We start from the raw sequence: 12,240 nt of genomic DNA, 5'->3' as shown, positions 1-12,240 counted from the left end.
AAGTCGGGCTAGGATAAGTGCTGAAAGCATCTAAGCACGAAGCCGACCCTAAGATAAGATCTCATTGAGGGTGGTCAAAGACGATGACCTTGATAGGCTACAGGTGTAAAGACAGTAATGTCAAAGCCGAGTAGTACTAATTACCCGAACGATTCGCTAAGAGAGTTGAGTTATACGACTTACTTAGAGTGTACGCCTAAAAACGAAGCAGCGTATTTGATAGTTTGTGAATCTCGCAGACTCAATAAGTTTCAGGAGTAACTATATAAGACTACGTATGTCGCCCCATTAAGGTGGTTATAGCGTTGGGGATCCACCTCTTCCCATTCCGAACAGAGCAGTTAAGCCCAATAGCGCCGATGGTACTGAGTAAAATCGGGAGAGTAGGTAACCGCCTTTCCCATTGGAGAGTCCTCAGATAGGTACGATACCTGTCTGGGGACTCTCTCTTTTTGTGCTGTTAGCTGTTGGCTCTTAGCTGTTGGCTATCGGCGGGATCGGAGTGATCGGAGCTGTAGGAGTGATACGTCTCCCTGTAGGGACGCACGATCTGTGCGTCCGTTGTGTCAAAGGTTACAGCATCCGTTGTTTTATTTTTCTGCTGTTGGCTGTTAGTAATCGGGGGGGGCTGAGCAATCGGAGCTATCAGAGAGTAATCGGAGGTTTCGGAGAGGTCGAAGAGATAGGAGTCCTATCAAGACGAGTAGGGGACCCGTTAAAAACATGATGCTCTAACCTTTGATACAACGGGCGCCTTCCCGCTAGGCACTATCCGAGCGCCCCTAGACGGGGGCTACTTGTTTCATCAGGTTATTTGTGAGATTTGCGGGGGCTAGGATAGGGGGGGGGCTTTAGTTATTGAGTAAAGAGTGACTGCTTTGGCGTAAGAGAAAACAAAAGGTTAACTTTGTGGCGTGGAAACTTAGTTGGAGCTCTTACAGAGTGATGCTATCAAGGTAAATACCCCTACCAAGGACAATGAACCTATCACGGTCAATAAACAAAGAAAGCAGATGAAACGAAACGTATTACGACTACTTACGATGCTCCCTCTCTTGGTGCTGGCGACTTTTTATACTAAAGCCGAGCAGCTAAGAGCAATAAACCCATCAGCTACAGTTCAGCAACCATATACAGTCGGTGCGTCAGCTACAGAGCATCAGCCTGACACGCTCACGGTGGTGCCGATGCAGGTGCAGCAGTATCGGGTGATGAAGCCGTTTATCTCGGATAGTCTTGATGTGCAGGGCAAGGCGTACGACGCTACCGACCTGCTCAAACCTGTGAATCACATCAAGCTAAGCCATGCGCACGGCACTCTGCCCACAGCGCAGGAGGGTATCGTCACGCTACGCACGACAGAGGATGCGATCACGACTTATGCGGTACGTCTTCGCACGCCGAGCTACGAGCAGGCGACGCTGCAGATCGAGACAACGGTGCCCTTTGTTTTAGCTCTGGATGGTGACAAACTCTCATCTGCTACGCAGTACCAGAGCGAGCTAAAGGTCGCTTCGCCAGCGTCCCTCACGCTGACACCTGGACGGTCGCATCTAGTGACGCTTCAGCTACTGACTAAGGGCGGCGAGTCCGCGCAGTATCGTCTGAAGCTCATTCCTGCTAAGGCTGATAGCCAGATAGAGGTACGCCACGACGACAAGGAGTACCTGAGCCTAGAGTATATGATGACGGGTCGCAACCTCTACTCGGTGTCAGTGTCGCCTACGGGTCGCTACACGCTACTGACGGAGCGGGAGACGACCGCTCTCAAGAGCAGCTACCGCACCTACATCTACCAAGGGAACAAGCTCCTCTCCACGCTGAGCGAGCAGTACCGCTTCGCCAGCTGGATGCCAAAAGAGGACAAGCTGTACCGCACCTCCACGACAGACGATGGACGGCAGTTGATCAGCTACGATCCTAAGACGCAAGAGGAGCGTGTCGTAGCGGAGCAGATCCCTGCAGGCTCCTTCTTTATGATGCCTGATGGCAAGCAACTGCTCTACACCATTGAGGAGGAGGGGCCTGCACGGGGCAAAATCACCGAGCAGGTATTGGGACGGTATGACCGTATGGCGGACTTTCGCAAGCGCACCTTCCTTGCTCTCTACGACCTTGAGAGCGGTCGCTACCAGCCACTTACCTTCGGCCATCGCTCTACCTATTTGCAGGACGTCAGTCCCGACTCCCGTGAGATCATCTTGAGCACTTCGGAGGATATCACCGAGATTCCCTTCTCCCAGAGCAACTTCTATACGATGCGCCTAGAGACGCTGGAGGTCAAGCCACTCTTCACTAAGGAGCGCTCTATCTCGTCTGTTTCTTACACCGCTCTGCCTCACACCCTGCTCGTCGAGGGCGATGCGAATGCTTTCGGCGGGATCGGTCGTAACCTCCCTGAGGGGATGATCACCAATACGTACGATGGTCAGCTCTTCCTCTATGATCGCCAGAGCCAGCGGGCGACGCCCCTGACGAAGGATTTCGACCCCGCCATCAAGCGGGTCAAAGTCAGTACGGTTCAGCCCGTTGCTTACTTTACAGCGGAAAACAAAGACCGCATCTCCCTTTATCGCCTCGACCTCAGACGTAAGCAGATCGAGCAGGTAGCTACGACGGAAGACCTCGTGCGCTCCTTTGACATCAGCGATGACGCCAGTCAGCTCGCTTACTACGGGCAGAGTGCTATGAATGCGGATCGCTTTTACAGCTTAAGAGGAAAGCGTGAGACGCTCCTCTACGACCTCGCTAAGAGCAAGATGCAGGATCTAGAGCTGGGTAGCGTGAGCGACTGGGTACACACGATGCCAAATGGTGACAAGGTGGAGGGACGCTATTACCTGCCTCCTCACTTTGACGCTACGAAGCAGTACCCGATGATCGTCTATTATTATGGAGGCACCTCGCCGACGACTCGCTTTTTCGAAGGGTCCTATTCGCTCCCGATGTATGCAGCGCAGGGTTACGTCGTCCTCACGCTCAATCCGAGCGGTACCACTGGCTTCGGTCAGGAGTATGCTGCTCGACATGTCAATGCGTGGGGCAAGGTGACGGCCGATGAGATCGTGTCTGCTACGAAGCAGTTTTGCCAAGAGCACCCCTACGTCAATGCGAAGAAGATCGGCTGTATGGGGGCTAGTTACGGTGGCTTTATGACGCAGTACCTGCAGACGATCACCGACATCTTTGCGGCAGCGATCAGCCATGCGGGCATCAGTGCGCTCTCCTCCTACTGGGGCGAGGGCACCTGGGGCATCGGCTACAGTACGGTGGCTAGCTACAACAGCTATCCGTGGAATAATCCACAGCTCTATACGGAGCAGAGTCCGCTCTTTCACGCCGACAAGATCCACACGCCGTTGCTGCTGATCCATGGTACGGACGACACGAACGTCCCCATCGGCGAGAGCATCCAGATGTACAATGCGCTGAAGATCTTGGGCCGTGAGGTGGCCTTTGTCAAGGTGCATGGCGAAGATCATATCATCACCGCTCCTGAGAAGAAGATTGAGTGGACGAATACGCTCTTCGCATGGTTCCAGAAGTGGCTCAAGGACGACTCCACCTGGTGGGATGCACGCTATCCAGAGGCACACCTCTAGTCGTTCGGTCAGCGTTTCAGTCGTTTCGGTCATCGCTATATGCGTTTCGGTAGGCAAAGGGTTGTGGAGCCATTTTGTGCTTCCTACCTTTGCCTCAGAGTTCGTTGATCTATTGCGATCGGATAGATCACACGACCAAGAAATAGAAACGTATTAAGTCTAACGCAAGAAACAGAAGAAAGTATGAAACGCAACATCATCGCTATCGTAGCAACCGCCCTGATGGGTATGACTGCTGTCTCAGCTGTCGCACAGACCACATCTCTCAACTATGGAGTCAAGGCTGGAGTCAACTGCTCCAGCATGATCCTGAGTGATGACTTTAATATTCTCAAGACCGAGATGAAGCCCGGCGCAGACTTCGGCGGATTCATGAGGATCAATCTTCACCAGAACTTTGCCATCCAGCCTGAGCTAGAGTTTTACTACAGAGGTATGGGTATCAAGGCAGAGGTAGCAGGGCTCTCAGTAGAGAATAAAATCAACCAGTGGGGTATGCAGATCCCCGTCTATGCTCTGGGTAAGGTTGAGCTAGGCAAAGGTCAGCTATACGGAGGTGTAGGTCCCTACGTGGGTGTAGGCTTCTCAGCCAAGACAGATGAAATAAAGTTTGCTGTATTTAAAAAGGATCCGATAGATCTGTATGAGCAGCACAACGACAAGTCAGCACTCCAGAGATGGGACGTAGGTGTCGCTTGTCAGCTAGGCTATGAGTTTGCCAATGGTATCCAGATCAATGCCGGCTACAAGTATGGCTTCATTAATCAGGTAGACGATCTCAAGTCGACAGTCAACGATGTCGCCTCTCGCTTTGGCACCTCTCTCCAGGATAACGCTTACAAGGCTAATGCTAGCGTCCTTACCGTAGGCTTGGGATATCGCTTCTAGTGTCAAGTAAGAAATAGGGACCCTATCTTCGTCGCCCTAAGAGGGGAGGGGGATGTAGGGTTCCGCTATTTCTTGCTACCTTAGCACGAGCATACTGATAGTGGCAGAACCGCTATGTAGAGTAGACAAGAGGTATATGACGAGACGCATCATAATGGGCCGCCTGAGACGGCGACAAGGCAAGGGCTTCATATTGCTCAGCAATGAGCGCAAGAGCGTGCTGCTAGCTACGCTGATCATCAGCTTCTTGCTGGCGTTTGTGATGCTGTCGTCATCGATCTATTATTACAGCTTGTTGGATACGGACCGAAAGATTGACCTAGGAGCGATCCTATCGGTGAATTCGTTTGCCTCGCTACTGGTCAATATGGTCTTCTTCTACCTATTGCTCAGCATTCAGTCCTGGGCGATCAATAGGTACGAGATACGTCAGTATCAGCTCTGGCTGATCTTGTTGGGACTACTCGTGGGGGTGATCCTGATCTCGCCTTACCTGTCTCGACTACAGCGCTGGTGGTTTAGAGATCTCTTTAGCTATCATGCGTATGCTGCCATGCAGTATGTCAAGGACTTGGTGATCCTCGTGGTGACCTTCCTCTTTACGATGACCATCTACTTGATGAAGCAGAATCACCTGGCCGTGGTCGGTATGCAGGAGCTGGACTTTGAGAATCTGCAAAACAGGTATACAGCACTCAAGAACCAGACGGACCCGCACTTCCTCTTTAACAGTCTCAACACGCTCAACGGGCTGATAGGCCGAGATGATGAGCGCGCTAGAGCCTATGTGCAGGAGCTGGCGACAGTCTTTCGGCACACGATGCGTGACAAGGTGGTGGTGCGTCTCTCGGAGGAGCTAGAGTTTGTCCATTCTTACCTTTACTTGATGTGTATCCGCTACTTTGACGGGCTGCGTGTGGAGTGGGATGTAGACAAGAAGTATCTAGACTACTATGTCATCCCATCGGGACTACAGATCCTGGTGGAGAATGCGATCAAGCACAATATAGCTAGTGCCAAGGTGCCACTTACTATCTACATCCGCACGGTAGATAATCAGATTGTGGTGGATAATAAGATCCAGCTACGAGAGGATAGCCAGTCGGGTAGTACGGGCGTAGGACTAGACAATCTGATGGAGCAGTATCGCTTGCTCTTTGGCAAGGATATAGATATCGTTTCTAATGATGGGCACTTTACGGTCTCACTGCCTTTGATCCAGAGCTTAGAAGAAGTCGAACCCAAAGCCAAATCACTGATATGAGAGTAATAATCGTAGAGGATGAGTACTTTACCGCTACTGGGTTGCAATCCCTACTCACTGAGATGGACCCTGATATAGAGGTGCTGACCATCTTGCAGAGTGTATCTGAGTGTGTCGAGTGGTTTGGTAGTCATCCGGAACCTGATCTGGCTTTTATGGATATTCACCTGGCAGATGGACCGGTTTTCTCCCTCTTCGAGCGAGTAGAGGTCACCTGTCCGATCATCTTCACGACAGCTTATGAGGAGTATGCGCTGAAGGCGTTTGAGGTCAACAGTATTGACTACCTCCTCAAGCCGATCAAGGAGACAGACCTCCAGAGAGCTCTAGAGAAGGTGAAGCGCTTTAGTCATACGGAGCAGAGGGTAGACAACCAAGCTCTGATGGCTAAGATGATGCAGGTGCTCAATGAGTCGCAGATGAGCTACAAGAGCCACTTCCTGATCCCGTGGAGAGATAAGCTGATCCCCATATCGGTGGACAAGATCGCCTACATACGTGCGGATAGTAAGGCTTCGGTGGTAGTGACGACGGATAGGAAGGAGCACTTTGTCGACCTGTCATTAGAGAAGATGGCGCAGGAACTCAATCCGAGGCTTTTCTTCCGAGCCAATAGGCAGTACATCGTGGCACACAGCGCGATACAGAGTATGTCGGTATGGTTCGGTGGCAAGCTGACGGTGACCCTTGACATAGAGACTCCGGAGAAGATCGTAGTAAGCAAAGCAAAAAACAAAGAGTTTAAGGAGTGGTATCAGGGAGCTTACGATCCCGACACCAAGTGATGTCGTAACGAGTAGACATTAGCAAATCATGAGATATAGATTTAATGGGAGGAGTTTTCTTCTCCTAGGCACGGCTCTTGTCCTTACGCTGGGGGGCAGTGCCGAGGCGCAGACCCAAGAGCAAGTGCCGATGTCGCTAGAGCAGTGTAGAGACCTCGCTCTAGAGCACAACAAACAGATACAGATGGCTCAGGCAGATGCCGTGGCCTCCGACTACTTAGTTCAATCAGCCAAGACGAAGTATTTACCTCGTGTTGACTTCGCTGGAGCGTGGATCAATCCCGGAGATAGACCCATTCGCCCCTTTGCGATCGACTTTAACATACCAGGCGTGACACCGCCAGGATTATCCATCCCGCTAGACTTCATCAGTGTCGCTCCTCGAGAGATCTATACGGGCGGCTTCACCTTACGTCAGCCGATCTTTATGGGCGGTAAGATTGTTGAGGCAAATAAGATGGCACGCTATACCTCCGACCTAGCACACGAGAAGGTCAAGATGAAGGAAGCAGACGTCCTAGCCACTGTCGATGAGGCATACTGGCGTGTCATCTCGGTACAGGAGAAGGTGCGACTAGCTCAGACCTACAAATCGCTCCTAGATCACCTCGTGCGGGACTTGGAAAATGTCTACGCTGAGGGTATGACGACCAGAAACGAAGTGCTGAAGGTGCAGGTCAAGCAAAACGAAGCCGAGCTCACACTCGTGAAGGCGCAGAACGGTCTTCAGCTCTCCAAGATGCTGCTGGGGCAGATCATCGGCCTAGAGGCTGAGCAGATCGAGCTGGACAGTGCGATCATTAGCGAGGAGCAGCTGAGCAGTCGTCTCTTGGCACTCGAGAGTAGCAATGCTGAGCGCGCTGAGATTGTCATGTTACGTAGCAAGCTTGCCCTCACGGAGTCAGCAAGAAAGATGGTCAAGTCGCAGTTCCTCCCCAACGTCTTCCTTACTGCTGGATACAACTGGGTCGAGCCTAACATCTATAAGGGTAGCCAGAGCAATCTGGGCGGAGACTGGATGGTAGGCATCGGTGTGCAGATCCCCCTCCTTACGTGGGGAGATAGGATACACCAGGTACATATAGCGGATCAAGAGGTAGCCAAGGCGGAGCTGGAGCTACAAGATGCCCAGGAGATGATCGCCTTACAGGTACAGCAAAATAGATTTAAGCATGCCGAGGCGCTCAAGAAGATGGAGCTGACGAAGCTCTCCAAGGAGCAGGCGGAGGAGAGCCTGCGCATTACCAAAAACAATCTCCTAGAGGGTATGAATAGCGTCCGAGACATCCTCGAGGCGCAGACCATGTGGGAGAAAGCAGCCTCCGAAGATATAGACGCTCGCGTAGAGGCTGCCGTGACGCTCTCCCAGCTGGAGAAGACCACTGGTGCTCTCTATCAGTATGCGACCGAGCATACACAGACCCGTCAGGAGGAGTAGATAGAGAATCAGAACTAGATAGAAGATCACATCACAATATGCATACTAAAGAACTTAAGAGCTACTTGCTCCCAACAATATTACTCCTGCTAACCATAGGCACCACGACCGCCTGCAATAAGCAAGGAGATCAGGATCAGGAGTCCGAGGCTGACAAAGTGATTCCCGTAACCATCGCACAGGCTAAAGAGATGACCTTTACGCCGAGCATTCGCTTCTCTGGCACTGCCGAAGCCTCCAAGAGTGCCAGTCTAGGCACCGCACTGCCTGGCAAGGTAGAGCGCATACGCTACAGCAAGGGGAGCTTTGTCCCCAAGGGGGCAGTCATCGTAGAGATGTCTGACGAGATGCTTCTGCAGGCACGGGTTGAGAACGAAGCGATCAAGCGCGACTTCGACCGTGTCACACGTCTGAGAGAGAAGGAGAGCATCAGCCAGATGGACTACGACCATGTCAAGGCTAAGTACGACGCCTCTGTTGCTAAGGTCGCTATGCTCAAGAAAAACACCTCCATCACGGCCCCCTTTAGCGGAGTCATCACCGAGATCATGATCAATGAGGGCGAGACCTACGCTTTCACCCCCAGTCTCAGCAGTGATCTCAAGCTAGAGAGTGGAATCATCGAGCTACGCCAGATCAATCCGCTCAAGGCTACCATCGAGGTCAACGAGAAGGATCTGAGTTATATAGCGAAAGGGCAACAAGCATTGATTACCTTCGACGCTTATCCCGATGAGCCAGCTACGGGCAAGGTCTCTTACATCTCGGCTGTCCTATCGCCGACGACGCGCACCGCATCTGTGGAGGTCAATATACCGAACAGCAACAACCGACTCAAGCCTGGTATGTATTGCAACGTATCTATTGCCCTGCCCGAGCGGGAGGGGCTGTTCGTTCCCCTCAATGCTATCTATCGCCTAGCGGGGACGGCTGAGGAGTTTGTCTTCAAGCTCAACGAAGATGGAGAGACCGTGAGCCGTATCGCCGTAAAGCGTGGCGAGATCAACGACGGCTGGGTCTACGTAGAGAGTAATGAGCTCAAGAGTGGCGACACCATCATCATAGATGGCAAGAACAAGCTCAGCGACGGCTCTAAGGTAAACGTGGTGAAGAAGTAAGCCTATGAAACTTCCCGAATTTGGTGTAAAACGACCCATTGCGGCGGCGATGATCTTCGTCGCCATACTGGTGATCGGTGTCTTCTCCCTGACGAAGTTACCGCTAGACCTGATGCCAAACATGGAGTTCCCCTCCCTGACGGTCATCACGGTCTACCCAGGAGCCTCAGCGATAGAGGTCGAGGAGCAGGTCTCCAAGCCGCTGGAGGCGGTGCTCTCCTCGGCAGAGAACCTCGTCGAGATCAAGTCTATCTCTAAGGAAAACGTCTCCTTCATACAGCTCCGCTACGAGTGGGAAGAGGATATCACGGCTGCGGCAAACAATGCCCGAGACCTCCTCGAGCTGGTCAAGTCGCGTATGCCGTCGCAAGCCTACACGCCGATCATCTATAAGATTAACGCCTCCATGATGCCTATCCTCGGCTACGCAGTCAATGCGGACGAGAACTACAACGGACTGGAGGAGATCGTCGAGGATCAGATTGCCTCAGCTCTGCGTAAGGTCGACGGCGTCGGTACGGTCATCTATCTAGGACAGCCTCAGCGTGAGATACGAGTCGAGATAGATCCCACGAGAATGCAGGCCTATGGTATGTCGGTGGCTCAGCTATCGATGATGCTCAAGGCAAACAATATCAACGTACCCTCGGGCTTCGTCACGGAGAGTGCCTACGACTTCTCCGTGCGTATGCCTGGTAAGTACGAGAGCGTCGAGGAGCTGGAGAATACGGTCATCAAAGCGTTCAACGGTAAGGTAGTGCGTATCAAAGATGTCGCTACCGTCCGAGACACCTTTAAGGAGACCGATGCCTCAGCCTTCAATCATGTGGGCAAAGGTATCGCCCTGCTCGTACAGAAGCAGTCAGGAGCGAATACGGTAGACGTAGTCAATGCGGTGCGTGCTGAGATAGCCGACATACAGAAGGATCTACCCTCAGATGTACAGATCTTTGAGGTGATAGGGTCGGATGAGCTGGTTACTTCATCGATCAACAACCTGAGTTCGTCGATCTGGTACGCTCTGATCTTCGTCACCCTAGTCGTCTTGCTTTTCCTACGAGAGTGGAGGTCTAGTCTCATCGTCTTCCTGACGATGCCTGTGTCGCTGATTTCGGCCTTTATCGTTATGAATGTGCTGGGCTACACGATCAATATATTCTCACTCGTGGCGCTTGTGATCGCTATCGGTATGGTGGTGGACAACGCCATCGTCGTACTCGAAAACATCACGCAGCACATCGAGCGAGGCGCTATGCCGAAGCAAGCTGCCATGTTTGGAGCCTCGGAGATGGGTCTAGCCATTGCTGCCTCGACGCTGACCACGATTGTGGTGTTCCTCCCGCTCGTCTTCATGGGTGGTATCGTCGGTGTGATGTTCAAGCAACTAGCCGTCCTGACGGTGACCTGTATGATTACCTCCCTTTTTACCGCACTGGCACTGACTCCGATGCTCTCGAGCGTCCTGCTCAAGCCCGCGCCTCGTGGAGGTAAAGGCAAGAAGCACGGTAAGCTCTACAACTGGAGCGAGCGTATGTTCCAAAGGATCGAGCGCGTCTACCATGACTTCCTCGGGTGGGCAGTCTTTCACAAAGGCATCACCCTCGTGTCGGCTCTCGTGATCTTTGCTTTAGTACTGCTCTTAGGCAAGGCGGTCGGTACCGACTATATCCCCGACATCGATGCGGGCTCTGTCTCCATCCAGTTTGAGACGGAACAGGGCACCTCGCACACGCTTACGGAGCAGGTCGGTAATCAGATCGTCCAGCTCCTGCAGGACCATGTGCCAGAGATTGCCGAGGGCGGTATCGCCAGCATCACGGGACAGACCGATGATGGAGTCTTGACTGCCGTAGGCTTTAAGGAGGGTAAGAACATCGGGACCATCTTCTGTCACCTCAAGCCCGTCGATGAGCGTAAGCGTAGCAGTCAGCAGATCGCAGACGATATACGTCCGCTGATTGAGGCAATCCCTGAGATTGAGAAGGTGACCGTCTCTGGTGGTAGTGCTATGGCGACCGCGCTGACCGGCAATAGAGCTCCGATTGAGTTTGTCGTCTATGGCAAAGACATCGACCAGATGAATCAAGTTGCCTTTGAGATCGAGCGCAAAGCGAAGGAGTGCTCTGAGTTTACCAATGTCGAGGCACTAGTCTCGGCGGGCAATCGTGAGGTGCACATCCTCGTGGACAAGGACAAAGCCTCCCAGATGGCTCTCAATCCTGGTATCATCGGTATACAGGTACGCGAGAATCTTTATGGAGCTAAGGCTGGCGCCTATACTGAGGACGGTACAGACTATGATATACGCATACAGTATGCGCCAGAGTATCGCAACTCAATCAGCAAGCTACGAGAGATGCAGGTGACCAACCTCTTGGGACAGCAGATCCCGCTCATTGCGGTCGCTGATATTCAGGAGAAGGAGGGCCCCGTGCAGATCGAGCGACTCACCCAGCAGCGCTATGTCAAGGTTACAGCCAACCTCAACGGCATTTCGCTCGGTGATGGTGCCAAGAAGGCGGAGCAGATCATCGCCGACCTCGACACGCCACAAGGTGTGACCGTATCGCTAGGTGGTCAGGTGGAGGATCAGGGTGACACCTTCTCATCGCTCACGGTCATCTTCGTCATCGGACTGCTCCTAGTCTTTATGGTTATGGCTGCTCAGTTTGAGTCATTAGTCGACCCATTTATCATCCTCTTTGCGATACCCTTCACCCTCGTAGGAGTTATCTTAGCCTTCCTCATTACTGGTACTACGCTCAGTGTCGTCACCTTCATCGGTCTCATCATGCTAGTCGGTATCGTGGTGAACAATGGTATCGTCCTCGTGGACTACAGCAACATGCTCGTGCGTCGTGGCTATACGATACGAGATGCGGTGATGGAGTCCGGACGCTCACGCCTGCGCCCTGTCTTGATGACCTCTATGACCACCATACTCGGTATGCTACCCATGGCACTCAGTAGAGGTATGGGCAAGGAGCTCTATGCACCTCTCGGCATCACCATCATCGGTGGTCTCCTGATCTCGATGCTCGTGACGCTCATCTTGGTGCCGACAGCCTATGCTGCTGTCCACCAGCACAAGCTCAATAAGGAGCGTAGAATATCTAGATTGAGGAAACAGATTAAGAAGAAGTAG

At 52.5% G+C, this 12,240-nt stretch carries 7 protein-coding genes and 2 rRNA genes; all 9 read left to right on the top strand.

Annotation, left to right across the window (positions count from 1 at the left end; genetic code table 11):
- Window positions 1-161 (top strand): 23S ribosomal RNA (locus tag PORUE0001_RS04660); the annotation flags it as partial.
- A 128-nt stretch (window positions 162-289) separates the two neighbouring features.
- Window positions 290-400 (top strand): 5S ribosomal RNA (gene rrf, locus PORUE0001_RS04655).
- A gap of 613 nt (window positions 401-1,013) precedes the next feature.
- Entirely contained in the window at window positions 1,014-3,602 is a 2,589-nt protein-coding gene (locus PORUE0001_RS04650; RefSeq protein ID WP_039865616.1) for a prolyl oligopeptidase family serine peptidase, read from the top strand.
- Window positions 3,603-3,785: 183 nt separating this feature from the next.
- Entirely contained in the window at window positions 3,786-4,490 is a 705-nt protein-coding gene (locus PORUE0001_RS04645; protein ID WP_007365210.1) for a porin family protein, read from the top strand.
- A 136-nt stretch (window positions 4,491-4,626) separates the two neighbouring features.
- Window positions 4,627-5,754 carry a sensor histidine kinase gene (locus tag PORUE0001_RS04640; RefSeq protein ID WP_039865602.1) on the top strand — a complete coding sequence of 376 codons (1,128 nt, stop codon included), beginning with the start codon at window positions 4,627-4,629 and terminating at the stop codon, window positions 5,752-5,754.
- Window positions 5,751-6,539 carry a LytR/AlgR family response regulator transcription factor gene (locus PORUE0001_RS04635; protein ID WP_007365275.1) on the top strand — a complete coding sequence of 263 codons (789 nt, stop codon included), beginning with the start codon at window positions 5,751-5,753 and terminating at the stop codon, window positions 6,537-6,539. The genes PORUE0001_RS04640 and PORUE0001_RS04635 overlap by 4 nt, the downstream gene beginning before the upstream one ends.
- A 28-nt stretch (window positions 6,540-6,567) precedes the next feature.
- Window positions 6,568-7,977, top strand: coding sequence for a TolC family protein (locus PORUE0001_RS04630; protein WP_007365245.1), 1,410 nt, complete (start codon window positions 6,568-6,570; stop codon window positions 7,975-7,977).
- Between the two features lie 38 nt (window positions 7,978-8,015).
- On the top strand, window positions 8,016-9,095 hold the full coding sequence (locus PORUE0001_RS04625) for an efflux RND transporter periplasmic adaptor subunit (protein ID WP_007365251.1): 1,080 nt from the start codon (window positions 8,016-8,018) through the stop codon (window positions 9,093-9,095).
- 4 nt (window positions 9,096-9,099) lie between these two features.
- Window positions 9,100-12,240, top strand: a complete 3,141-nt coding sequence (locus PORUE0001_RS04620) for an efflux RND transporter permease subunit (protein ID WP_007365303.1) — start codon at window positions 9,100-9,102, stop codon at window positions 12,238-12,240.

The organism is Porphyromonas uenonis 60-3, from assembly GCF_000174775.1.
Classification (GTDB): Bacteria; Bacteroidota; Bacteroidia; order Bacteroidales; family Porphyromonadaceae; genus Porphyromonas; species Porphyromonas uenonis_A.
Note: the sequence above shows the minus strand (reverse complement) of the source record. Positions and strands in the feature narration are given on the sequence as shown.

Coding starts and splice junctions, on each gene's coding strand:
- PORUE0001_RS04630 (WP_007365245.1), top strand. CDS start 6,568: ATGAGATATAGATTTAATGGGAGGAGTTTTCTTCTCCTAGGCACGGCT.
- PORUE0001_RS04650 (WP_039865616.1), top strand. CDS start 1,014: ATGAAACGAAACGTATTACGACTACTTACGATGCTCCCTCTCTTGGTG.
- PORUE0001_RS04640 (WP_039865602.1), top strand. CDS start 4,627: ATGACGAGACGCATCATAATGGGCCGCCTGAGACGGCGACAAGGCAAG.
- PORUE0001_RS04620 (WP_007365303.1), top strand. CDS start 9,100: ATGAAACTTCCCGAATTTGGTGTAAAACGACCCATTGCGGCGGCGATG.
- PORUE0001_RS04625 (WP_007365251.1), top strand. CDS start 8,016: ATGCATACTAAAGAACTTAAGAGCTACTTGCTCCCAACAATATTACTC.
- PORUE0001_RS04645 (WP_007365210.1), top strand. CDS start 3,786: ATGAAACGCAACATCATCGCTATCGTAGCAACCGCCCTGATGGGTATG.
- PORUE0001_RS04635 (WP_007365275.1), top strand. CDS start 5,751: ATGAGAGTAATAATCGTAGAGGATGAGTACTTTACCGCTACTGGGTTG.